The organism is Pseudomonas sp. B1(2018) (assembly GCF_003097365.1).
Taxonomy (GTDB): domain Bacteria; phylum Pseudomonadota; class Gammaproteobacteria; order Pseudomonadales; family Pseudomonadaceae; genus Aquipseudomonas; species Aquipseudomonas laurylsulfatiphila.
Genome location: NZ_PYUK01000009.1, coordinates 163,003 through 185,354 on the forward strand (window position 1 = coordinate 163,003; position 22,352 = coordinate 185,354).

Here is a 22,352-nt window from a genome sequence, read left to right on the forward strand (position 1 = left end):
CATGAGCAAAAGAAAGCTTATCCCTTTGCTGCTCTACATCCTGTTCCTGCTGGTGCCGATCTACTGGCTGCTGAACATGTCCTTCAAGAGCAACAGCGAAATCCTCGGCGGCCTGACGCTGTTTCCGCAGGATTTCACCCTGGCCAACTACAAGGTGATCTTCACCGACCCAAGCTGGTATACCGGCTACATCAACTCTGCGTATTACGTGAGCCTGAACACGATCATTTCCCTGACCGTGGCACTGCCGGCGGCCTATGCCTTCTCGCGCTATCGCTTCCTGGGCGACAAGCACCTGTTCTTCTGGCTGCTGACCAACCGCATGGCGCCGCCGGCGGTGTTCCTGTTGCCATTTTTCCAGCTGTATTCGTCGATCGGGTTGTTCGACACCCATATTGCCGTGGCCCTGGCTCACTGCCTGTTCAACGTGCCGCTGGCGGTGTGGATTCTCGAAGGGTTCATGTCCGGCGTACCCAAGGAAATTGACGAAACCGCCTACATCGATGGCTACAGTTTCCCCAAGTTCTTCGTGAAGATTTTCATCCCGCTGATCGGCTCCGGCATCGGCGTAACGGCGTTCTTCTGCTTCATGTTTTCCTGGGTCGAACTGCTGCTGGCACGAACCCTCACCTCGGTGAACGCCAAACCCATCGCGGCGGTGATGACGCGTACGGTTTCGGCATCCGGTATCGACTGGGGCGTACTGGCGGCGGCGGGGGTGTTGACCATCCTGCCGGGCATGCTGGTGATCTGGTTTGTTCGCAACCACGTGGCCAAGGGCTTTGCCCTGGGCCGGGTATGAGGAGCTGATGATGGAATGGATGAGTTGGACCGTCCCTACGGCGGCGTTCTTCGGCGTCATTGCCTTGATCCTGGTGGGCATGACCACCTGGGAGTTGCGTTCGCCGAGCGTGCTTCGGCGAGGTTTGCTACCGATTGCCACCACCCGTGGCGATCGCTTGTTCATCGGTCTTCTCGGCAGCGCCTACCTGCATTTGCTGGTAATCGGCGTCACCGACTGGAGCATCTGGGTGGCGTTCGCGTTGTCCCTGGTGTGGCTGTTGGCTGTGATGCGTTGGGGCTAGTCGAATTGCTCGGCACTGTTGCTCCGAAACTCAATAAGGAGGTCTCTATGTTCGACAAAAACAATAAGCTGCGACATAGCATTTCATTGGCAGCCATGCTGGCACTCAGCGGTTTGAGCGCTTCGGCCTGGGCCGATGCCTACGAAGATGCCGCAAAAAAATGGATCGGCAGTGAATTCAAGCCATCCACACTGACGGCCGATCAGCAGCTGGAAGAATTGAAGTGGTTCATCAAGGCGGCGGAGCCCTTCCGCGGAATGAGCATCAAGGTGGTGTCGGAAACCATCGCCACCCACGAGTACGAGTCCAAGGTGCTGGCCAAGGCCTTTACCGAGATCACCGGAATCAAGCTGACCCACGACCTGCTGCAGGAAGGCGACGTGGTGGAAAAGCTGCAGACCGTGATGCAATCGGACAAGAGCATCTATGACGGCTGGGTCAACGACTCGGACTTGATCGGTACGCACTTTCGGTACGGCAAGACCGAATCGATCACCGACCTGATGGCGAACGAAGGCAAGGACTTCACCTCGCCGACCCTCGACCTCAAGGACTTCATCGGCATTTCCTTCACCACCGCTCCGGACGGCAAGATCTACCAGTTGCCTGACCAGCAGTTCGCCAACCTGTACTGGTTCCGCGCCGACTGGTTCGAACGCGCGGACCTCAAGGCCAAGTTCAAGGAAAAGTACGGTTACGAGCTGGGCGTCCCGGTGAACTGGTCCGCCTATGAAGACATTGCCAAGTTCTTCAGCGAAGACGTCAAGGAAATCGACGGCAAACGCGTCTACGGGCACATGGACTACGGCAAGAAGGACCCGTCCCTGGGCTGGCGTTTCACCGATGCCTGGTTCTCCATGGCCGGTGGCGGCGACAAGGGCATCCCCAATGGCTTGCCGGTGGACGAGTGGGGCATTCGTGTCGAGGACTGCCACCCGGTGGGTTCCAGCGTGACCCGCGGCGGCGACACCAACGGCCCGGCGGCGGTGTTCGCCACCACCAAGTACGTCGACTGGCTGAAAAAATACGCGCCACCGGAAGCGGCGGGCATGACCTTTTCCGAATCCGGCCCGGTGCCGTCCCAGGGCAGCATCGCCCAGCAGATTTTCTGGTACACCGCCTTCACCGCCGACATGACCAAGCCAGGCCTGGCGGTGATGAACGCCGATGGCACGCCGAAATGGCGCATGGCGCCGTCACCGCGGGGACCGTACTGGGAGGAGGGCATGAAGCTGGGCTATCAGGACGTGGGGTCCTGGACCTTCATGAAGTCCACGCCTGAGAAGCAGAAACTGGCGGCCTGGCTCTATGCGCAGTTCGTGACCTCGAAAACCGTGTCGCTGAAGAAAACCATCGTCGGCCTGACGCCAATCCGCGAATCGGACATCAACTCGCAGGCGATGACCGACCTGGCACCGAAACTCGGCGGCCTGGTGGAGTTCTACCGCAGCCCGGCCCGCGTGCAATGGACCCCGACCGGGACCAACGTGCCTGATTATCCTCGCCTCGCGCAGTTGTGGTGGAGCCACATCGCCGAAGCGGCCAGCGGCGACAAAACCCCGCAACAGGCACTCGACGGCCTGGCCAAGGATCAGGACGCGATCATGACCCGCCTGGAGCGTTCTAAGGCACAAGCCACCTGCGCACCGAAAATGAACCCTGAGCGCGATGCTCAGTACTGGTTCGATCAGCCGGGCGCGCCGAAGCCGAAACTGGAAAACGAGAAGCCGAAAGGCGAAACCGTGAGCTACAGCGAGCTGCTGAAATCGTGGGCGGATGCGCGTAAGTAAGTGTTTGGGAGTGTGAAAGGCGAACGGCACCGAAAGGTGCCGTTTTTCGTCGTGAGCGTACTCCTTAACGCTCAGTCCCTGCATGCACGGTCAGACTTCAATTGAGAGCTCACCACCCTCGGCATAGGTGCAGCAAGCCAACGCATAGCCCGACTCCCGTTCCGCAGTGCTGAGCGAGAAATCAGGTGCTCTTTTGCATGCCCCGGAAATAACCTTGATTCTGCAACTGCCGCAAATGCCTGAGCGGCACTGACTGCGGATGGGGACCTGGTTGGCTTCCAATGCATCAAGCAACGTTTTTCCTGTGCTGACCTGGAAGCGGTAGTCGTTCTGGTTTGATCGAGCGCAGACCGTGGTCAGTGGGCTGTGTTCGGCTGTCGGTTCTGACGGTTCCAAGCTGCTGAACGCTTCGATGTAACAGGGGATGTTGTGATTCAGCTCCTTGACCAGCACCTGCTGGGCAACGGAAAAACCATGACTACCGCAAATGACCGCCGCGTCGACGGGGACTGAATCCAGTAAGGAAAGTTTATCCAGGCGTCCCCCGGTAAAGTGCTGAGAGTGCGTTTTGACTGCTTCTCGAGTAATAAAGAAACGAACGTTGAACCAGTCCGATCGGAACGCCAATGCGAGGAGTTCCGCGAGGAACGGGATGCTTGCAATCGTAGGGGAACTCACCAGGAGCGTGACTCGGGGGATGGTTTTATCTTTTTTTTCAAGCTCGACAAGGCTACGGATCAGCGCTACCGGCAACGTGATGCCGATACCGCCTGCCAGCATCAAGACATGTCGATAGGCGATAATACTGTCCGAAGTGATATTTCCACCTACTTGGGAAACACAAAGGAGTGATCCACAGCTGACGTTCGAATACAAACTATCCGACACTCCTTTGTTACCCGTGCTCTTGACCGTGATTTCAATCTGATTGTTATCCCTCAACGCCGTAATCGAGTAATTACGTTGTTGCGCCGTACCAAAACGGTCGGGGTGATTGATCACAATATAACGTCCCGGTTTTAGTTCGTCGGTTGCAATGCATTGGGGTAATCGCAGCAGGTAAGTCTTCGTGTGGGTTGCCGCATCTGAGGTTTTCTCGCAACTCAAGAACGCAAGCCGTTCCATGGTTGTCCCCTTCATGGTAAAGAGAGAAGTACGTTTTTATAAATTGTTCAGGGGCGTCAGCTATCAGTGAGTTTCTTCGAGCCCTATTCGGTTCAGCAATTTTTCGACCGATTCGGTATAGACGTTTACTTCGCCGAGTGTCGCCGTGTCATGAATGATGTCTGCATAGCGAGGCAGGCGAGCATGAGAGAAAGCCATTTCCCACGCTCCCATCTCATTGTTCGCAAACATTGATACTGTTTTTTTAATGATGGTCTTTAAATGCGTTTTTTCACGTTGAGATAGCGTCGATATGAGATCTGCTGCTACATAGCTGAACACACTGGAGTGGCTCCATTCATCCATAGCATGGGTCTTGGTGACTTGATGACATATGCTTTGAACGGAACTGTCTTCCGCCAGCGTTTTAAGATAGTCCGTAATCAGCGTTTCACTGGCGCAGGCGATACCGAAGCGAGTGAGTCTGCGCTCCCATTCGGCAGAACAGGACGATAGCACCCAATTTTTCCATTTGATCAAGTTGAAGTCTGTGAAATTCAGGTGTGCAAGATCTCGGTGGTGATAGATGTAGTTGCAGGCAGTGACTGACATCTTGGTGTGCAGTGCCTCATCCAGCAGTGCTTCGGAAATGGACTCCTGAAGCAATGCTCGATTCCTGGTAGCGCTGGGTGGCGTTTTGATGATGTCCTCGCAGGCCGGCGTGACAATGTCGCATTCGATGTAAATGGTTTTAAGGTTGTAGATAATCCATGCATAGGACAGGCAGGTTGATTTCATTTCGGGTGAGGCTTCAATCCAGGCAGGATGATTTCTGAACGGGAGCAAGCTCTCACAGAAGTCATTTTTGCCGGGGTCGAACGCCAGCTCCGAATAAGAAGGTTGTTTGTTGTTGACAGCGGCTCGTGTACTCCAAAGCAGGGAAAGCTTTTCGAGCATCTGTGCAACCGAGTAAGTTTGAATGTCGTGAGTGTTCATGGTAGTTACCTTTTATTCTAAGTAGTCTGCGCAATGAGCTTTGTTAGAGTGGCAGGTCGAGCCAGCTTGAAATGATTTTCGGTGCAATGGCTTTCAATGACTTGCCATGTAAGTATGCCTGTCGACGCAAATCGCGAGGGTCAATTGAGGCCATGTTCAATTCCGCTGCGTGACCGACCAGCCATTGTTCAATGCGGTCAGGGTCAACTTCCAGATGGAACTGCAGAGCCAGTATGTTATTGCCGACACTAAACGCCTGATTGGCACAAAATTCGCTGCTGGCCAGATGATCAGCCCCCTTGGGAATATCGAATTGATCTCCGTGCCAGTGCAACACACCGATATCATCGTTCAACAGGTCAAGGCAGGAATGGCGTGCGTCATCACTCAGTTGCAAAGGGCTGAAGCCAATTTCCAGGTGCCCCATTGGATAAACGGAGGCTCCCAACACCCTCGCTATCAGTTGTGCGCCCAGGCAAATTCCCAACGTTTTCTTATTGTTTTGCAGGCGTGTGCTGATAAGAGAAATTTCACCTTCTATAAATGGGTATTTTTTTTCATCATAGGCACCGATCGGTCCTCCCAATATCACCATCAGATCAGGTGTTATGGGATCAATTGTGTGCAGCTCTTCAGAAGTGGCATCGACAATATGAATATTGTAACTGCGGTGAAGCAACAGCTGTTCGAGTGTGCCGAGATCTTCAAAGTTCAAATGTCGAATTACGAGTGCATTTTTCATCGTAGGCCGTTTCTTGTAGTTGGTCTGGGCGATAAATTAAGCTCGGTACTCAAGTGCTGTCGAATCGCAAAGTGTAAGAAATATGCAATGACATTATTGTTTGTCCGGTTTTTTACCCGGTGCCGGCTTCAACTCACTATGAATTCAAGGTTTTTTGCTGCGGTATTTATGAGGTGTGATGCAAACATGGAATAAAGATTGAACATATGTGACAAGAGTCTGCGTTCACGTAGGGAAGCGTCTCTTCGGACACCTGAATCAGTGGTTACTTGTGAATCCCTGGCCTCAGCCACAGTCATGCTCGGTGATTTTGCCGCGCTGTTGGAAGGCGCGCACCGCGAGCCCCTGCTGCGCATCGAGTAAATGGTCATGCTGGGGGAGTTGGTGGTGAAACAGGCGGTCTTGGATAACGTCAAGCCGACTGAGTCATCATTGACGCTAATGGCAGCCCCAACAGGGGGGGGCAGCTATTTGGCATACTTTGAAAAAACGCGACCCGACGAAGAGGCCCTTATAGGCAAACCGTCAATTTCCTTGTATCAATCAGACCCAAATAGCCAAATCCGTGTACTGGGCAATCACGGAGTCGGCGCTGAGGAGTTTCATGGGTTCTGTAATGGCCGTTGCAATAATTAAACGGTCGAACGGGTCACGATGGTGATGTTCGAGGTCTCTCACGGCAATGGCGTGTTCTGAGGTCACAGGCAATTCAAAGAAACTGCTTTCGAGGCAGTATTGGCGGATTTCTTCCAGATCAACATTCAGCTTTCCCAACCCGACCTTGATCGCCATTTCCCAGAATGTCGCTGCGCTGATGTATATGTCGGCAGCGCATTCAATGAGTTTTCTGGCCTTGCCGGATAGTTTGGGGTCATCGCTGAGAGCCCAAAGCAAAACATGAGTGTCCAGTAGAACCCTTATTCGTGGGTTCCTGCAAAAGCATCCAGCATGTCGTCCGGCAGTAGTGCATCGAAGTCTTCAGCCAGAACCAGTTTGCCTTTCATCGCACCGATACGCTTTCCGCTGGTTTTTCCTACGGGAACAAGGCGGGCCAAGGCTCGACCATGCTTGGCAATCGTTATGATCTGGCCCGCCGCCGCATCATCGACGAGTTTGGACAGATTGTTTTTTGCTTCGGCCAACGGAACGACGATCATGATTTCTCTCCCATATTCTGGAAAAAAAATAGCCAGATTTTTCGGGGCGGCAAAGGCAAGCGAACCATAGGTCGGTTTCGCCATTTCATTGCACATCATCACCATCGGTTCTTGTTTCATTTGAATACTCCTGTAAGCCCGTCGCTCACATTAGTGTTCGGGAGCAATCGCCGGATGTCATCAATTGCTGATCGCAATGATGATTAAAAGATCGCAGCCTGCGGCGGCGCCCACAGGCGCGTAGGAGCTGCCGCAGGCTGCGATCTTTTGACTTTGCCCCCCCAAAAACGCAAAAACGGCACCCGAAGGTGCCGTTTCTGTTTGTTGCCGAGAGTCGCCTAAGCGATCAACCCGCCAGACCCGACTGTTGAACCAGGTTCAGCAGCGGTTGTGGGTACAGGCCGAGGAAGAAGGCCAATACCGCGATGGCCAGCAGCATTACGCCGCCTGCACGTTGTTCCCAGTGCAGTTGCGCATCGTGGCGACGCAGGTTCGGTTCGATCAGGTACAGGGTGACCATCACACGCAGGTAGTAGAACACGCCGATGGCGCTGCCCAGTACCAGGGAGGCGACCAGCCACCACTGATGCGACTCGACGCCGGTGGCGATGATGTAGAACTTGCCGATGAAGCCGGCGGTCAGCGGGATACCGGCCAGGGACAGCATCATCACGGTCAGTACGGCAGTCAGGTACGGACGGCGCCAGAACAGGCCGCGGTATTCGTACAGGGCATCCGCGTCACGGCCGTTGTACGGCGAGGACATCAGGGTGATCACGCCGAAGGCGCCGAGGCTGGTGATCACGTAGGTGACCAGGTACACGCCGATGGCTTCCACGGCCAGGCCCTTGCTCGCCACCAGGGCGATCAGCAGGTAGCCGAAGTGGGCGATGGACGAGTAACCCAGCAGACGCTTGAGGTTGCTCTGGGTCAGAGCCAGCAGGTTACCGAACAGGATCGACGCGATGGCGATGATGGTCAGCACGTTGCTCAGCACGCCGCTGCTCGCCGCTGGCGAGATCTGGAACAGACGCACCATCACTGCGAACACCGCCACTTTCGACGCGGTGGCCAGGAATGCTGCAACCGGTGCCGGAGCACCTTCGTAGACGTCCGGGGTCCAGAGGTGGAAGGGTACCAGCGACAGTTTGAACGCCAGGCCGATCAGCATCATGCCCAGGCCCAGTTGCGCCAGCGAACTTGGCAGGCCAGTAGCCGCCAGCGCCTGGCCGATTCCGACAAAGCTCAGGGAACCGGCGTCAGCGTAGAGCAGGGCCATACCGAACAACAGGAACGCGGAACCGGCTGCCGACAGCACCATGTACTTGATGCCGGCTTCCAGCGAGCGCTTGTTGAAGAAGGCATAGGCCACCAGACCGTAGACCGGCACCGACAGCAGTTCCAGACCGATGAACAACCCGGCCAGGTGCTGCGCGCTGACCAGCACCAGGCCACCGGCGGCGGCCATCAGGATCAGCAGGTACAGTTCTTCACGGTTGCCCGGGTAACCCGAACCGCCATCGCCAAGGTAGGCGTGGGCGAGGGTCACACAGGCGAGGGTGGCGACCAGGATCAGCGCCATGTACAGGCAGGCGAAGGTGTCGATCTGCAGCAATGGGGTCACGGCCAGGGGCGCGACTTTCAAGGCAGGCAGGATCGACAGCAATGCCAGGTTCAGACCGGCCACCGACAGCAGGAAGGTCTGGGAGTGGTTGCGGCGCCAGGCGATCGCCAGCATCACCACGATGATCGTGGCGCTGGTAATCAACAGCGGCGCTAGCGCGATAAAGTGTTGAGTCGTGAATTCCATAGCGCTCTTACCGGGCCGAAGCGAGTTGAGTGAAGGCGGTACCGAGCCACTGCTGCACGCCATGCATCGTAGCGGCAGAGGTATCGAGGAACGGTTGTGGGTACACGCCGATGTAGATCAGCAGTGCAGCCAGACCGACCACCATGATCATTTCGCGACCGTCCATGCCATGCAGCACCGCGTCCGATTTGGCCGGGCCGAAGTAGGCGCGATGGATCATGATCAGCGAATAGACCGAACCGAACACCAGGCCGGACGTCGCGATGATGGTGACCCATGGGGCGATCGGGAAGGTGCCGATCAGGATCAGGAACTCACCGACGAAGTTACCGGTACCCGGCAAGCCCAGGGACGCCGCCGCGAAGAACAGGCTGAGGGCCGGCAGGTAGGCGATCTTCGACCACAGGCCACCCATTTCACGCATGTCGCGGGTGTGAGTGCGTTCGTACAATTGGCCACTCAGGATAAAGAGTGCCGCTGCCGACAGACCGTGGGCCAGCATCTGCATCACCGCGCCCTGCAGCGCCAGTTGGCTGCCGGAGTAGATGCCGATCAGTACGAAACCCATGTGGGAAACGGACGAGAAGGCGATCAGACGCTTGATGTCGGTTTGCGCGAACGCCAGGAACGCACCGTAGAAGATCCCGATCAGACCCAGGGTCATGGCGAACGGCGCGAACTCGGCCGATGCATTCGGGAACAGCGGCAGGGCGAAACGCAGCAGGCCGTAGGCAGCGGTTTTCAGCAAGATACCGGCGAGGTCGACGGAACCTGCGGTCGGTGCCTGGGCGTGAGCGTCAGGCAGCCAGGAGTGGAACGGTACGACTGGCAGCTTGACCGCGAAGGCGATGAAGAAGCCGAGCATCAGGATGTACTCGGTGGTCGTCGACATCTTGGTCTTCAACAGGTCGGCGTAGTTGAAGGTAATCACGCCGGTGTCGTTGAAGTTGACCAGTACCAGGCCCAGGATCGCCACCAGCATGATCAGGCCGGAAGCCTGAGTGAAGATGAAGAACTTGGTCGCCGCGTAGATCCGGGTTTTCTTGCCGTCCGAAGAACTGTGACCCCAGAGCGCGATGAGGAAGTACATCGGCACCAGCATCATTTCCCAGAAGAAGAAGAACATGAACAGGTCGAGGGCGAGGAACACGCCGACGACACCACCCAGGATCCACATCAGGTTCAGGTGGAAGAAGCCAACGTGACGCTGGATCTCTTTCCACGAGCAGAGTACCGAGAGGACACCCAGCAGGCCGGTCAGCATGATCATCAACAGCGACAGGCCGTCGAGGGCCAGGTGCACATTGATGCCGAAGCGCTGGATCCAGACATGCTTGAACTCAAGCGCCCAGGTCGGATCGGCACCCGGTGCCGGAGCAAATGAATAGTCACCGTTGGCCCACAGCCAGAGGCCGAGGGAGAGCAGCAGGGACATGGTGATCAGCGCAATCCAGCGGGGGAGGGTGGCGCCGAAGCGCTCACCCATCCAGCACAGCAGGCCGCCGATGAAGGGGATCAGGATTAGCCAAGGCAGAATCATGACGGGTTCGTTTCCTTTCGCAAATTCGCAAGGTTCATATCAGACCGCTACCAGCACGACGGCGCCGATGACCAGCACGGCACCAGCAGCCATCGAGGCGGCATACCAACGCAGTTGACCGGTCTCGGTACGGCTCAGGGCGGTGTGACCGCCTTTGGCCATGCGCGGGATCAGACCGATGGTCTGGTCGAGCGGGTCTTTGCGCAGGATGTGGCTGATCGCCAGGTACGGCTTGACGAACAGTTTGTCGTAGATCCAGTCGAAGCCCCAGGCAGCGAACCACCAGGCCGAAAGGACACGGCCGATGCCGCTGTTGGCGATGGCCGTCACGAAGCGACGCTTGCCGAGGAACAGCAGCGCAGACAGCAGGATACCGGCCAGGGCGATGGCGCCCGAAGCGATTTCCAGGCTGTGCTTGGCTTCGCCGCCGGCATGGCCGACGCTCTCAGGCAGCACGCCGTGCAGCGGTGGAACGATCATTGCGCCGACGAAGGTCGACAGCACGATCAGCACCGACAGTGGCAGCCAGTGGGCAATGCCGTGACCGGCGTGGGCTTCGGTCTTCGCTTCACCGTGGAACGCGATGAAGATCAGGCGGAAGGTGTACAGCGAAGTCATGAACGCACCGACCAGACCTGCATACAGCAGACCTTCGTTACCGCTGGCAAACGCTTCCCAGAGGATTTCGTCCTTGGAGTAGAAGCCCGCGGTGACCAGTGGCAGGGCCGCCAGGGCCGCGCCGCCGACGATGAAGCTGGCGTAGGCCAGTGGCAGCTTTTTCCACAGACCGCCCATCTTGAAGATGTCCTGCTCGTGGTGGCAGGCAACGATCACCGCACCGGATGCAAGGAACAGCAGGGCCTTGAAGAAGGCGTGGGTCATCAGGTGGAAGATCGCGCCATCCCAGGCACCGACGCCCAGGGCCAGGAACATGTAGCCAATCTGGCTCATGGTCGAGTAGGCGAGGATACGCTTGATGTCGGTCTGAACCAGGGCTGCAAAACCAGCCAGGACCAGGGTCACGCCACCGACAATGCCTACCAGGTGCAGGATTTCCGGCGCCAGGGTGAACAGGCCGTGGGTACGGGCGATCAGGTAGACACCGGCGGTCACCATGGTTGCGGCGTGGATCAGTGCCGAAACCGGAGTAGGACCGGCCATCGCGTCCGCCAGCCAGGTTTGCAGTGGCAGTTGCGCGGATTTACCGACAGCGCCGCCCAGCAGCATCAGGGTGGCCATGACCATCCAGAAGTCGCCGGCCTGGAATTTCTGCGGTGCCAGCACCAGCAGTTCCTGAACGTTCAGCGTGCCCAGTTGGGCAAACAGAATGAACAGGCCGATGGCCATGAACACGTCACCGATGCGGGTCACGATGAAGGCTTTGAGTGCGGCGTTACCGTTGTTGCGGTTGCTGTAGTAGAAACCGATCAACAGGTACGAGCACAGGCCCACGCCTTCCCAGCCGAAGTACAGGAACAACAGGTTATCGCCCAGCACGAGGAACAGCATGCTGGCGATGAACAGGTTGGTGTAGGCGAAGAAACGCGAGTAACCGGCTTCACCGCGCATGTACCAGGACGCGAACAGGTGGATCAGGAAGCCGACGCCGACGACCACACCGAGCATGGTCACGGACAGGCCGTCCAGGTACAGGGCGAAGTTCGGCGTGAAACCTTCCACCGCCATCCACTGCCACAACACCTGGGTGTAGTGACCGCCTTCCGGCGGGGCGACGTTGAATTGCCAGATCACGTAGGCGGTAACGATCGCCGACAGACCGATGGAGCCGACGCCAATCAGCGCGGCCAGGTTTTCCGAGATGCGTCCACGGGAGAACGACAGCAGCAGGAAACCGATGAGAGGGAATACGAAAGTCAGATAGAGAAGGTTCATCCGCGCATCTCACTGGCAGCGTCGATATCGAGCGTGTGGAAGCGGCGATACAGTTGCAGCAGGATCGCCAGGCCGATACTGGCCTCGGCGGCTGCCAGGCTGATCACCAGGATGAACATGATCTGTCCATCCGGCTGCGCCCAGCGGCTACCGGCAACGATGAACGCCAAAGCGGAGGCATTCATCATGACCTCCAGGCTCATCAGCACGAAAAGGATGTTGCGGCGGACCATCAGGCCGACCAGACCGAGGCAGAACAGGATGCCGGCGACCGCCAGACCATGCTCCATGGGGATAGCAGGCATCGTCATTGCTCCTTGGCTTCGTTGCGGCCCAAGTGGAACGCCGTGACGGCTGCGGCGAGCAGCAGCATCGAGGCGAGTTCGACCACCAGCAGGTAAGGACCGAACAGGCTGATGCCCACGGCCTTGGCGTCTACGGTGGTGTGGCCGACGGCTTCACCGGTCTGGTGGGAGAACAGCACGTACAGCAGTTCCACCAGCAGCAGCGAGGCGAGGAGGACCGGGCCGCCCCATATGCCGGGCTTGAGCCAGACGCGCTCTTGCTGAACCGAGGCGGGGCCCAGGTTCAGCATCATCACCACGAACACGAACAGCACCATGATGGCGCCAGCGTAGGCGATCACTTCCAGGACACCGGCAAACGGTGCGCCGAGGGCGAAGAACGTCATGGCCACGGCGATCAGCGAAATGATCAGGTAGAGCAGGGCGTGCACAGGGTTGGTGTTGGTGATCACGCGAAGCGTGGACACCACAGCGATACCCGATGCGAAATAGAAAGCGAATTCCATCTTTCTTCCTTAAGGCAGCAAGCTCTTCACGTTGATCGGTTCGGCTTCGTTCTGCGCGGAGCCTTTCGGCTTCCCGGCAATCGCCATACCTGCAACACGATAGAAGTTGTAATCAGGGTTTTTGCCGGGGCCGGAGATCAGCAGATCTTCTTTCTCGTAAACCAGGTCCTGACGTTTGAACTCGGCCATCTCGAAATCCGGTGTCAGCTGGATCGCGGTGGTCGGGCAGGCTTCCTCGCAGAGGCCACAGAAAATGCAGCGCGAGAAGTTGATGCGGAAGAAGTCCGGGTACCAGCGACCGTCTTCGGTTTCAGCTTTCTGCAGCGAGATGCAACCGACCGGGCAGGCCACGGCGCACAGGTTGCAGGCTACGCAACGCTCTTCGCCATCGGGGTCACGGGTCAGGACGATGCGTCCACGGTAGCGCGGCGGCAGGTAGACCGGTTCTTCCGGGTACTGCAGCGTGTCGCGCTTGCGGAAGGCGTGGCCGAAAATCATCACCAGGCTGCGAAGCTGGGTGTAGAAGCCATGCACGATGTCAAATATGTACTTCATGATTCTCTATCCTCACTGAGCCGCGACGGCGGGCGTGTTGAGCAACACGATCGCAGCGGTCACCAGCATGTTGACGAGGGTCAGCGGCAGGCAGAACTTCCAGCTGAAATCCATCACCTGGTCATACCGTGGGCGCGGAATCGACGCGCGCAGCAGGATGAACATCATGATGAAGAACGCGGTTTTCAGTGCGAACCAGATGAACGGGATCTGCGGCAGGAGACCGAACGGACCGTGCCAGCCACCGAAGAACAAGGTCACCAGCAGCGCCGAAATCAACACGATGCCGATGTACTCGCCGACGAAGAACATGCCCCATTTCATGCCGGCGTATTCAATGTGGTAACCGTCGGCCAGTTCCTGTTCCGCTTCCGGCTGGTCGAACGGGTGACGGTGAGTCACGGCCACGCCAGCGATGAAGAAGGTCAGGAACCCGAAGATCTGCGGAATGATGAACCACAGGTTCTGCGCCTGATATTCAACGATGTCGCGCATGTTGAACGAGCCGACCTGGATCACGATGCCCATCAGCGACAGGCCCATGAACACTTCGTACGACACGGTTTGCGCCGAGGCACGCAAGCTGCCCAGCAGGGCGAACTTGTTGTTGCTCGACCAGCCGGCGAACAGCACCGCGTAGACCGAGAGACCAGCCATGGCGAAGAAGAACAGGATGCCGATGTTGATGTCCGCCACACCCCAGGTCGGGGTGATCGGGATGATCGCGAAGGCAATCAGCAGGGCGCTCATGGCCACGACCGGTGCCAGGGTGAAGATCATCTTGTCGGCGAATGGAGGCGTCCAGTCTTCCTTGAAGAACATCTTGATCATGTCGGCGGCGATCTGGAACGCGCCGAACGGGCCGACGCGGTTCGGACCGTAACGGTCCTGCCAGAGGGCGAGCAAACGACGTTCGACCCAGCTGAGCAGGGCGCCGCAGATCACCACGGCGAGCAGAATCACCACGGCCTTGAGGACCGCGATGATCACGTCGATCACTTCAGGAGTGAACCAGGTCATTGAGCTGCCTCCTGCAGACCGTCAACGGATTTGCCAAAGATTGCTGGCGGAATGCCGGCGATGCCCGCAGGCAAGGCCACCAGGCCTGCGCCCAGTTCTTCATTGATGCGCAGCGGCAGACGCAGGGTCTGGCCGGCCACGTTCAGGCTCAGCATGGCACCGTCGTTGACGCCCAGGCGGTCGGCTTCGGACTTGGCCAGTGCAACGTAGGCCGCCGGAATGCGTTCCTGAACCGGAGCGGCTTTCGAAGAGTTCTCTTCGCTGCCGAACAGGTGGAAGAACGGCACGACCTGCCAGGTACCTGGAGCCGGGTTGAACGCGCGCGGAACAGTGGCGAACCAGTTCAGCGAGTCACCGGTGCTTTCGATCAGGCGGGTGCCCGGGTCGCCAGCGCGGATGTGACCACCGACTTCGTCCTGGAACTTGTTCCAGGCTTGCGGCGAGTTCCAGCCCGGAGACCAGGCGAATGGCACTTGCTGACGCGGTTCGGCCGAACCCGAGTAACCTTCCATGGAAAAGGCGAACGCGGTGTCCTTGTCCTGCGGGGTACGCGGTTCGTGCACGCTGATGTCGGCGCGCATGGCGGTACGACCGGAGTAGCGCAGCGGTTCACGGGCCAGTTTCATGCCCTTGATGCGGAACGCGGCGGACGGTGCGGCGTCGACAATGCGGTTCAGGACCGGTGTGCTGGAAGCGACAGCGGCGGTGGCGTGGTCCAGCTGGGTCCAGTCGATCGGCTGGTTCAGCAGGGTGGCGCGCAGGGCATGCAGCCAGCGCCAGCCTTCGTGGACCAGGATGCTCGCGTCCATGTACTTCGGATCGAAGACCTGGAAGAAGCGCTGGGCGCGGCCTTCCTGGCTGACCAGGGTACCGTCGCCTTCAGCGAAGCTGGCGGCTGGCAGAACCAGGTGCGCGCGATCGCTGGTGGCAGTCTTCTGGTGGTCGGCCACGATCAGCACTTTCGCGGCAGTCAGGGCGGCATCGACGCGGGCTTTGTCGGTACGGGTATACAGATCGTTTTCCAGCACGACGATGGCGTCAGCCTTGCCGTCGATCACGGCTTGCAGCGCGGCGTCGACCGATTCGCCACCGAGCATGGCCAGGCCGAGGCTGTTGGCCTCCGGCACGATCAGGCTGATGGAACCGTTCTTCTCGCGCAGCTTCAGGGCCTTGGCGATGTTCGCGGCAGCTTCGATCAGGGCTTTGGAGCCCAGGGAAGTACCGGCGATGATCAGTGGGCGCTTGGCCGCGAGCAAGGCATCGGCGATGCGCTTGGCCAGTTCGAGGGCTTCAGCATCCAGGCCTTCAACGGCCGGTGCGCTGGCGTCGAGGGCGTGCGCCACGGCGAAACCGATGCGGGCCAGGTCGTCTGGAGCGGCGTGAACGCACTCTTCGGCGATGTCGTCGAGCTTGGTTTCAGCCAGGCTGGCGATGAACAGCGGGTTCAGCGCGTGCTGGCCGATGTTCTTCACCGCGGCGTCGAGCCAGGGCTGGACGCGCATGGCGTCGGCCATGTCTTCGGCCTTGCCCTTGACCGATTGACGCAGGGACAGGGCCATGCGCGCAGCCGTCTGGGTCAGGTCTTCACCGAGGACGAACACGGCGTCGTGGTCTTCGATGTCGCGCATGTTCGGCACTGGCAGCGGGCTGTCCTTGAGCACTTGCAGGACCAGGCGGATGCGCTCCAGTTCGGCGGCTTCGATACCCGAGTAGAAGTGCTCGGCACCGACCAGTTCGCGCAACGCGTAGTTGCTTTCGAGGCTGGCGCGAGGCGAACCGATACCGACGATGTTGCGACCGCGCAGCAAATCAGCAGCTTTATCCAGCGCGTCGTCGAGGCTCAGCTTGGTGCCGTTGGCCAGCAGCGGCTGACGTGGGCGGTCTTCGCGGTTGACGTAGCCATAGCCGAAACGGCCACGGTCGCACAGGAAGTACTGGTTCACCGAACCGTTGTAACGGTTTTCGATGCGGCGCAGTTCACCGTAACGCTCGCCCGGGGAAATGTTGCAACCGCTGGAGCAGCCATGGCAGATGCTCGGCGAGAACTGCATGTCCCACTTGCGGTTGTAGCGCTCGGAGTGAGTCTTGTCGGTGAACACACCGGTCGGGCAGACCTCGGTGAGGTTGCCGGAGAACTCGCTTTCCAGGGTGCCGTCTTCAACGCGACCGAAGTACACGTTGTCGTGGGCGCCGAACACACCCAGATCGGTGCCGCCGGCGTAGTCCTTGTAGAAGCGCACGCAGCGGTAGCAAGCGATGCAGCGGTTCATTTCGTGGGAAATGAACGGGCCCAGTTGCTGGTTCTGGTGGGTACGCTTGGTGAAGCGGTAACGGCGCTCGTTGTGGCCGGTCATTACCGTCATGTCTTGCAGGTGGCAGTGACCGCCTTCTTCACAGACCGGGCAGTCGTGAGGGTGGTTGGTCATCAGCCATTCAACAACACTGGCGCGGAAAGCCTTGGATTCTTCATCATCGATGGAGATCCAGGTGTTGTCGGTGGCAGGGGTCATGCAGGACATGACGATACGACCACGGGTGTCGTTCTCGTCGGTGTACTGCTTGACCGCGCACTGGCGGCAAGCGCCAACGCTGCCCAGGGCAGGGTGCCAGCAGAAATACGGAATATCGAGGCCCAGAGACAGACATGCCTGTAACAGGTTGTCTGCCCCATCGACTTCGAGCGCTTTGCCGTCTACGTGGATAGTGGCCATGGTTCAAAGTTCTTCGTTGGCCCGGTGTCAGCGGGCGTGGCTAATGGAATCTTGTTATTCGCGTGAATCAACACAGCCGCTTACGGCGTCATCACACGAAAAGCGAAGGGCACGGACCCTTCGCCTTTTTAAGCGGTTACGCGCCGACTACGATCGGCCTTGCCAGAGGCGGGACGGCGGCGCTGACAGGCGCGATACCGGCTTCGAACTCTGGACGGAAGTATTTGATTGCGCTGCCCAACGGCTCCACGGCGCCCGGTGCGTGAGCACAGAAGGTCTTGCCCGGGCCGAGGAAACCGACCAGACCCAGCAGGGTCTCGATGTCGCCTGGCTGGCCTTCACCGTTCTCGATGGCCATCAGGAGCTTGACGCTCCATGGCAAGCCATCGCGGCACGGGGTGCAGAAGCCACAGGATTCGCGGGCGAAGAACTGCTCCATGTTGCGCAGCAGGGACACCATGTTGACGCTGTCGTCCACCGCCATGGCCAGGCCGGTACCCATGCGGGTGCCCACTTTGGCGATGCCGCCGGCATACATTTGTGCGTCCAGGTGTTCCGGCAACAGGAAGCCGGTACCGGCGCCGCCTGGCTGCCAGCACTTGAGCTTGTAACCGTCGCGCATGCCACCGGCGTAGTCTTCGAACAGCTCGCGACCGGTGACGCCGAACGGCAATTCCCACAGGCCCGGGTTCTTGACCTTGCCGGAGAAGCCCATGAGCTTGGTGCCCATGTCTTCACTGCCTTCGCGAGCCAACGATTTGTACCAGTCCACGCCGTCGGCAATGATCGCCGGCACGTTGCACAGGGTCTCGACGTTGTTCACGCAAGTCGGCTTGCCCCACACGCCAACGGCGGCAGGGAAGGGCGGCTTGGAGCGCGGGTTGGCGCGGCGGCCTTCGAGGGAGTTGATCAGTGCGGTTTCTTCACCGCAGATATAACGCCCGGCACCGGTGTGGACGAACAGCTCGAAATCGAAACCGCTGCCCAGGATGTTCTTGCCCAAAAGGCCAGCTGCCTTGGCTTCTTCCACGGCACGGTTCAGGTGCTTGGCGGCGGTGGTGTATTCGCCACGCAGGAAGATGTAGCCACGGTAGGTTTTCAGCGCGCGGGCGCTGATCAGCATGCCTTCGATCAGCAGATGGGGCAGTTGCTCCATCAGCATGCGGTCTTTCCAGGTGTTCGGCTCCATTTCATCCGCGTTGCATAGCAGGTAGCGGATGTTGATGGATTCGTCCTTGGGCATCAGGCCCCACTTCACGCCCGTGGGGAAGCCCGCACCACCGCGACCCTTGAGGCCGGAATCTTTCACGGTCTGGACGATGTCGTCCTGGGCCATGTCGGCGAAGGCCTTGCGTGCAGCGGCGTAACCGTTCTTGGCCTGGTACTCGTCGAGCCATACGGCTTCGCCGTCGTCGCGCAGACGCCAGGTGAGCGGGTGAGTCTCGGCCGAACGCTTGATGCGGTTGGCTGGACCGAAGGAAGTCAGGGTCATACGTAGCCCTCGAGCAATTTGGCAACGCCTGCTGGCTGCACATCACCGAACGTGTCGTCGTCGATCATCAGCGCCGGCGCCTTGTCGCAGTTACCGAGGCAGCAGACCGGCAGCAGGGTGAAACGACCGTCGGCGGTGGTCTGACCCAGGCCGATGCCGAGCTTGCTCTGGATTTCGCTGACCACGGACTCGTGGCCGCCGATGTAGCAGACCATGCTGTCGCAGACGCGAATGATGTGGCGGCCGACCGGCTGACGGAAGATCTGGCTGTAGAACGTCGCGACGCCTTCAACGTCGCTGGCCGGGATGCCGAGGATCTCGCCGATGGCGTACAGGGCGCCGTCCGGCACCCAGCCACGTTCCTTCTGGACGATCTTCAGGGCTTCGATCGACGCCGCGCGCGGGTCTTCGTAGTGATGCAACTCGTGCTCGATGGCCGAGCGCTCGGTTTCACTCAAGGTGAAACGGTCTGTCTGGATAAGCGTGCTGTTCATGCTTAGCGGTCCACGTCGGCCATAACGAAATCGATACTACCCAGGTACGCGATCAAGTCCGCGACCATGCTGCCTTTGATCACCGAAGGGATCTGCTGCAGGTGCGGGAAGCTTGGGGTACGAATCCGGGTGCGGTAGCTCATGGTGCCGCCATCGCTCGTCAGGTAATAACTGTTGATGCCCTTGGTCGCTTCGATCATCTGGAAGGATTCGTTGGCCGGCATGACCGGGCCCCACGAAACCTGCAGGAAGTGCGTGATCAGGGTTTCGATGTGCTGCAGGGTGCGCTCTTTCGGCGGCGGCGTGGTCAGCGGGTGATCCGCCTTGTACGGGCCTTCCGGCATGTTGCGCAGGCACTGGTCGATGATCCTGATGCTCTGGCGCATCTCCTCGACACGCACGATGCAGCGGTCGTAGGCATCGCCATTGGCGGCCAGCGGCACTTCGAATTCGAAGTTCTCGTAGCCCGAGTACGGGCGCGCTTTACGCAGGTCGAAATCGCAACCGGTCGAACGCAGGCCGGCACCGGTGACGCCCCATTCCAGGGCCTCTTTGGTGTTGTAGTCGGCGACGCCGATGGTCCGGCCACGCAGGATGCTGTTGTCCAGGGCGGCTTTCTGGTATTCGTCCAGACGCTTGGGCATCCACTCGACGAAGTCCTTGACCAGCTTTTCCCAGCCGCGCGGCAGGTCGTGGGCGACGCCACCGATGCGGTACCAGGCCGGGTGCAGACGGAAACCGGTAATGGCCTCGATCACCGTGTACGCGCGCTGGCGGTCGGTGAAGGTGAAGAACACCGGGGTCATGGCGCCGACGTCCTGGATGTAGGTACCCAGGAACAGCAGGTGGCTGGTGATCCGGAAGAACTCGGCCATCATGATGCGGATGACGTCGACCTTCTCCGGTACCTTGATGCCGGCCAGCTTCTCGACCGAGAGCACGTACGGCAGGTTGTTCATCACGCCGCCGAGGTAATCGATACGGTCGGTGTACGGGATGAAGCTGTGCCACGACTGACGCTCGGCCATCTTCTCGGCACCACGGTGGTGGTAGCCAATGTCCGGTACGCAATCGACGATCTCTTCACCGTCCAGCTGCAGGATGATGCGGAACGCACCGTGCGCCGAAGGGTGGTTCGGGCCGAGGTTGAGGAACATGTAGTCCTCGTTCGGGCCGGAGCGCTTCATGCCCCAGTCTTCCGGCTTGAAGCGCGCGGACTCTTCTTCGAGCTGCTGCTTGGCCAGGTTCAGGGTGAACGGATCGAACTCGGTGGCGCGCGCCGGGAAGTCCTTGCGCAGCGGGTGACCTTCCCAGGTCGGCGGCATCATGATGCGCGACAGGTGCGGGTGGCCTTTGAAGTCGATGCCGTACATGTCCCAGACTTCACGCTCGTACCAGTTGGCGTTCGGCCAGATGCTGGTGACGGTCGGCAGGCTGAGGTCGCTCTCGGACAAGGCGACCTTGATCATTACGTCACTATTACGTTCGATCGACATCAAGTGGTAGAACACGGAGAAGTCGGCGCCGCTTGGCAGCCCTTGACGCTTGGTGCGCAGACGCTCGTCCACGCCGTGCAGGTCATAGAGCATGACGTACGGCTTGGGCAGGTTACGCAGGAAAGTCAGGACTTCGACGAGTTTGGCGCGGGCAACCCAAAGCACCGGCATGCCGGTGCGGGTAGGCTGGGCGGTGAACGCCTCCGGGCCAAAACGGTTGTTCAGTTCGACGACCACATCCTGGTCGTCTGCCTTGTAAGGCGGGATGTACAGAGCACTGCCTGTAGTCATGGTTATTTATCGCTTTCGGTCAACGTAAAGAATGAAGCCAGCTTCTCGTTTCTTTGAAACAGCAGATCTGGATCAGACTTCGTCGGGGCTGCGCAGGTTGGTTACCTGAATACGCTGTTCGCGGCGCTTTTCCTTCTCGGAAGGCATCTCGGCGCGATACACGCCTTGATCGCCAACGACCCAGGAAAGTGGGCGACGCTCCTGGCCAATCGACTCCTGCAACAGCATCAGGCCTTGCAGGAAAGCTTCAGGGCGGGGCGGGCAGCCAGGCACGTAGACGTCCACGGGCAGGAACTTGTCCACCCCTTGAACGACGGAGTAGATGTCGTACATGCCACCGGAGTTGGCGCACGAACCCATGGAAATGACCCATTTAGGCTCGAGCATTTGCTCGTAGAGACGCTGAATGATCGGCGCCATCTTGATGAAGCAGGTACCGGCGATAACCATGAAATCCGCCTGGCGCGGCGATGCCCGGATAACCTCGGCGCCAAAGCGCGCGATGTCGTGGGGCGCCGTGAAGGCGGTGGTCATTTCCACGTAGCAGCACGAAAGACCGAAGTTATACGGCCACAGGGAGTTCTTGCGCCCCCAGTTGATCGTGCCGTTGAGCACGTCTTCGAGCTTGCCCATGAAAATGTTTTTGTGGACTTGATCTTCTAACGGATCGGAAACGGTTTCCCGTTGGCCAATCGGATACTGCTCGTTAGGAGCATCGGGGTCGATCCTGGTGAGATTGTATTGCATTGCCAAAGCCTCATTGTTTCAGCTTCGCTTGCCGCTTGCGCCGAGCTTCCGGAGCCCAGTCAAGGGCGCCCACTCGGAATAGGTAGACAAGGCCTGCCAACAGAATTGCTATGAAAACGAGAGCTTCGACGAATCCGGTCCAGCCGCTTTCGCGGACGGACACAGACCATGCAAAGAGAAAGAGGGCTTCGATATCGAAGATCACGAAGAGCATCGCGACCAGATAGAATTTGGCTGAGAGCCGCAAGCGGGCGCCACCTGTAGGTAGCATGCCGGACTCGAACGGTTCGTTTTTGCTGCGGCCCCAGGCTTTTGACCCGAGGAGGCTGGAGACGCCCAGCATGAAGGCGCAGAGGCCGACGACGCCTAGAAGGAAAATGGCAAAGCCCCAGTTGTGGGCCATGAGTCCTGTCGCTTCGGGCATGCTGGTAATCCTTAACAGAGAGCAAAGGTCTCTGAGCTTGAAAAGAAACAAAAGCAGTGACGATATGTCGCAGCAATCAATCCCGCTGATTTTATGGCTAAACACCCGGCAAGTAAAATTCCTATAGCGAAATTATTTATAGGAATAAGGACATAGCGAGCCATAAAGGCCCTGCAGCCCATGCGTTACGGGCA

At 58.9% G+C, this 22,352-nt stretch carries 21 protein-coding genes; 3 read left to right on the forward strand and 18 right to left on the reverse strand.

Annotation, left to right across the window (positions count from 1 at the left end; genetic code table 11):
* Position 1: 1 nt before the first annotated feature.
* The 3 genes from C9422_RS16305 to C9422_RS16315 are packed head-to-tail and all read left to right on the forward strand — an operon-like array spanning position 2 to position 2,875.
* Positions 2-802, forward strand: a complete 801-nt coding sequence (locus tag C9422_RS16305; protein WP_007970460.1) for a carbohydrate ABC transporter permease — start codon at positions 2-4, stop codon at positions 800-802.
* Positions 803-812: 10 nt separating this feature from the next.
* Positions 813-1,085 (forward strand): DUF2160 domain-containing protein, encoded by a 273-nt coding sequence (locus tag C9422_RS16310; RefSeq protein ID WP_007970457.1) that lies wholly within the window; start codon positions 813-815, stop codon positions 1,083-1,085.
* 47 nt (positions 1,086-1,132) lie between these two features.
* Positions 1,133-2,875: an ABC transporter substrate-binding protein gene (locus tag C9422_RS16315; RefSeq protein WP_116581344.1), complete on the forward strand. Its 1,743-nt coding sequence runs from the start codon at positions 1,133-1,135 to the stop codon at positions 2,873-2,875.
* A 90-nt stretch (positions 2,876-2,965) separates the two neighbouring features.
* On the opposite strand, the gene C9422_RS16320 is transcribed toward C9422_RS16315, so the two are convergent.
* The 18 genes from C9422_RS16320 to C9422_RS16405 all read right to left on the reverse strand — a co-directional run bounded on the left by C9422_RS16320 (position 2,966) and on the right by C9422_RS16405 (position 22,158).
* Positions 2,966-4,000 (reverse strand): 2Fe-2S iron-sulfur cluster-binding protein, encoded by a 1,035-nt coding sequence (locus tag C9422_RS16320; protein WP_165824783.1) that lies wholly within the window; start codon positions 3,998-4,000, stop codon positions 2,966-2,968.
* Between the two features lie 63 nt (positions 4,001-4,063).
* Positions 4,064-4,975, reverse strand: a complete 912-nt coding sequence (locus tag C9422_RS16325; protein ID WP_116581346.1) for a diiron oxygenase — start codon at positions 4,973-4,975, stop codon at positions 4,064-4,066.
* Positions 4,976-5,018: 43 nt separating this feature from the next.
* Positions 5,019-5,717: a glutamine amidotransferase gene (locus tag C9422_RS16330; RefSeq protein ID WP_116581347.1), complete on the reverse strand. Its 699-nt coding sequence runs from the start codon at positions 5,715-5,717 to the stop codon at positions 5,019-5,021.
* Between the two features lie 543 nt (positions 5,718-6,260).
* A complete protein-coding gene (locus C9422_RS16335; protein WP_116581348.1) occupies positions 6,261-6,638 on the reverse strand; it encodes a type II toxin-antitoxin system VapC family toxin in 378 nt (125 codons plus the stop codon).
* Positions 6,635-6,958, reverse strand: coding sequence for a type II toxin-antitoxin system Phd/YefM family antitoxin (locus C9422_RS16340; RefSeq protein ID WP_371924780.1), 324 nt, complete (start codon positions 6,956-6,958; stop codon positions 6,635-6,637). Before C9422_RS16340 ends, C9422_RS16335 begins: the two co-directional genes overlap by 4 nt.
* A 262-nt stretch (positions 6,959-7,220) precedes the next feature.
* Positions 7,221-8,684, reverse strand: a complete 1,464-nt coding sequence (gene nuoN, locus C9422_RS16345) for an NADH-quinone oxidoreductase subunit NuoN (RefSeq protein WP_116581349.1) — start codon at positions 8,682-8,684, stop codon at positions 7,221-7,223.
* Between the two features lie 7 nt (positions 8,685-8,691).
* Positions 8,692-10,224: an NADH-quinone oxidoreductase subunit M gene (gene nuoM, locus C9422_RS16350; RefSeq protein ID WP_104447789.1), complete on the reverse strand. Its 1,533-nt coding sequence runs from the start codon at positions 10,222-10,224 to the stop codon at positions 8,692-8,694.
* A 39-nt stretch (positions 10,225-10,263) separates the two neighbouring features.
* A complete protein-coding gene (gene nuoL, locus C9422_RS16355) occupies positions 10,264-12,117 on the reverse strand; it encodes an NADH-quinone oxidoreductase subunit L (protein WP_116581350.1) in 1,854 nt (617 codons plus the stop codon).
* Positions 12,114-12,422: an NADH-quinone oxidoreductase subunit NuoK gene (nuoK, locus tag C9422_RS16360; protein ID WP_007946416.1), complete on the reverse strand. Its 309-nt coding sequence runs from the start codon at positions 12,420-12,422 to the stop codon at positions 12,114-12,116. Before nuoK ends, nuoL begins: the two co-directional genes overlap by 4 nt.
* A 2-nt stretch (positions 12,423-12,424) precedes the next feature.
* A complete protein-coding gene (gene nuoJ, locus C9422_RS16365) occupies positions 12,425-12,928 on the reverse strand; it encodes an NADH-quinone oxidoreductase subunit J (protein WP_116581351.1) in 504 nt (167 codons plus the stop codon).
* A gap of 9 nt (positions 12,929-12,937) precedes the next feature.
* Positions 12,938-13,483: an NADH-quinone oxidoreductase subunit NuoI gene (nuoI, locus tag C9422_RS16370; RefSeq protein ID WP_007970449.1), complete on the reverse strand. Its 546-nt coding sequence runs from the start codon at positions 13,481-13,483 to the stop codon at positions 12,938-12,940.
* 12 nt (positions 13,484-13,495) lie between these two features.
* Positions 13,496-14,503: an NADH-quinone oxidoreductase subunit NuoH gene (gene nuoH / locus C9422_RS16375; protein ID WP_116581352.1), complete on the reverse strand. Its 1,008-nt coding sequence runs from the start codon at positions 14,501-14,503 to the stop codon at positions 13,496-13,498.
* Positions 14,500-17,214, reverse strand: coding sequence for an NADH-quinone oxidoreductase subunit NuoG (gene nuoG / locus C9422_RS16380; protein WP_116581353.1), 2,715 nt, complete (start codon positions 17,212-17,214; stop codon positions 14,500-14,502). The genes nuoH and nuoG overlap by 4 nt, the downstream gene beginning before the upstream one ends.
* A gap of 136 nt (positions 17,215-17,350) precedes the next feature.
* Positions 17,351-18,706, reverse strand: a complete 1,356-nt coding sequence (gene nuoF / locus C9422_RS16385; protein ID WP_095966502.1) for an NADH-quinone oxidoreductase subunit NuoF — start codon at positions 18,704-18,706, stop codon at positions 17,351-17,353.
* Positions 18,703-19,200 carry an NADH-quinone oxidoreductase subunit NuoE gene (gene nuoE / locus C9422_RS16390; RefSeq protein WP_008020715.1) on the reverse strand — a complete coding sequence of 166 codons (498 nt, stop codon included), beginning with the start codon at positions 19,198-19,200 and terminating at the stop codon, positions 18,703-18,705. Before nuoE ends, nuoF begins: the two co-directional genes overlap by 4 nt.
* 2 nt (positions 19,201-19,202) lie before the next feature.
* A complete protein-coding gene (gene nuoC / locus C9422_RS16395; protein WP_116581354.1) occupies positions 19,203-20,987 on the reverse strand; it encodes an NADH-quinone oxidoreductase subunit C/D in 1,785 nt (594 codons plus the stop codon).
* Between the two features lie 72 nt (positions 20,988-21,059).
* On the reverse strand, positions 21,060-21,734 hold the full coding sequence (locus C9422_RS16400; RefSeq protein ID WP_007970441.1) for an NADH-quinone oxidoreductase subunit B family protein: 675 nt from the start codon (positions 21,732-21,734) through the stop codon (positions 21,060-21,062).
* 10 nt (positions 21,735-21,744) lie between these two features.
* Positions 21,745-22,158 carry an NADH-quinone oxidoreductase subunit A gene (locus tag C9422_RS16405; protein ID WP_003223812.1) on the reverse strand — a complete coding sequence of 138 codons (414 nt, stop codon included), beginning with the start codon at positions 22,156-22,158 and terminating at the stop codon, positions 21,745-21,747.
* Positions 22,159-22,352: the final 194 nt, after the last annotated feature.

Excerpts from the sequence above, each read along its gene's own strand:
- nuoF (WP_095966502.1), bottom strand. The coding sequence starts at position 18,706 with ATGACCCTGACTTCCTTCGGTCCAGCCAACCGCATCAAGCGTTCGGCC.
- C9422_RS16305 (WP_007970460.1), top strand. The coding sequence starts at position 2 with ATGAGCAAAAGAAAGCTTATCCCTTTGCTGCTCTACATCCTGTTCCTG.
- C9422_RS16320 (WP_165824783.1), bottom strand. The coding sequence starts at position 4,000 with ATGGAACGGCTTGCGTTCTTGAGTTGCGAGAAAACCTCAGATGCGGCA.
- nuoI (WP_007970449.1), bottom strand. The coding sequence starts at position 13,483 with ATGAAGTACATATTTGACATCGTGCATGGCTTCTACACCCAGCTTCGC.
- nuoN (WP_116581349.1), bottom strand. The coding sequence starts at position 8,684 with ATGGAATTCACGACTCAACACTTTATCGCGCTAGCGCCGCTGTTGATT.
- C9422_RS16405 (WP_003223812.1), bottom strand. The coding sequence starts at position 22,158 with ATGCCCGAAGCGACAGGACTCATGGCCCACAACTGGGGCTTTGCCATT.
- C9422_RS16310 (WP_007970457.1), top strand. The coding sequence starts at position 813 with ATGGAATGGATGAGTTGGACCGTCCCTACGGCGGCGTTCTTCGGCGTC.
- nuoH (WP_116581352.1), bottom strand. The coding sequence starts at position 14,503 with ATGACCTGGTTCACTCCTGAAGTGATCGACGTGATCATCGCGGTCCTC.
- C9422_RS16400 (WP_007970441.1), bottom strand. The coding sequence starts at position 21,734 with ATGCAATACAATCTCACCAGGATCGACCCCGATGCTCCTAACGAGCAG.
- C9422_RS16330 (WP_116581347.1), bottom strand. The coding sequence starts at position 5,717 with ATGAAAAATGCACTCGTAATTCGACATTTGAACTTTGAAGATCTCGGC.
- nuoC (WP_116581354.1), bottom strand. The coding sequence starts at position 20,987 with ATGACTACAGGCAGTGCTCTGTACATCCCGCCTTACAAGGCAGACGAC.
- nuoM (WP_104447789.1), bottom strand. The coding sequence starts at position 10,224 with ATGATTCTGCCTTGGCTAATCCTGATCCCCTTCATCGGCGGCCTGCTG.
- nuoJ (WP_116581351.1), bottom strand. The coding sequence starts at position 12,928 with ATGGAATTCGCTTTCTATTTCGCATCGGGTATCGCTGTGGTGTCCACG.
- nuoL (WP_116581350.1), bottom strand. The coding sequence starts at position 12,117 with ATGAACCTTCTCTATCTGACTTTCGTATTCCCTCTCATCGGTTTCCTG.
- nuoG (WP_116581353.1), bottom strand. The coding sequence starts at position 17,214 with ATGGCCACTATCCACGTAGACGGCAAAGCGCTCGAAGTCGATGGGGCA.
- C9422_RS16315 (WP_116581344.1), top strand. The coding sequence starts at position 1,133 with ATGTTCGACAAAAACAATAAGCTGCGACATAGCATTTCATTGGCAGCC.
- nuoK (WP_007946416.1), bottom strand. The coding sequence starts at position 12,422 with ATGCCTGCTATCCCCATGGAGCATGGTCTGGCGGTCGCCGGCATCCTG.
- C9422_RS16340 (WP_371924780.1), bottom strand. The coding sequence starts at position 6,958 with ATGGCGAAACCGACCTATGGTTCGCTTGCCTTTGCCGCCCCGAAAAAT.
- nuoE (WP_008020715.1), bottom strand. The coding sequence starts at position 19,200 with ATGAACAGCACGCTTATCCAGACAGACCGTTTCACCTTGAGTGAAACC.
- C9422_RS16325 (WP_116581346.1), bottom strand. The coding sequence starts at position 4,975 with ATGAACACTCACGACATTCAAACTTACTCGGTTGCACAGATGCTCGAA.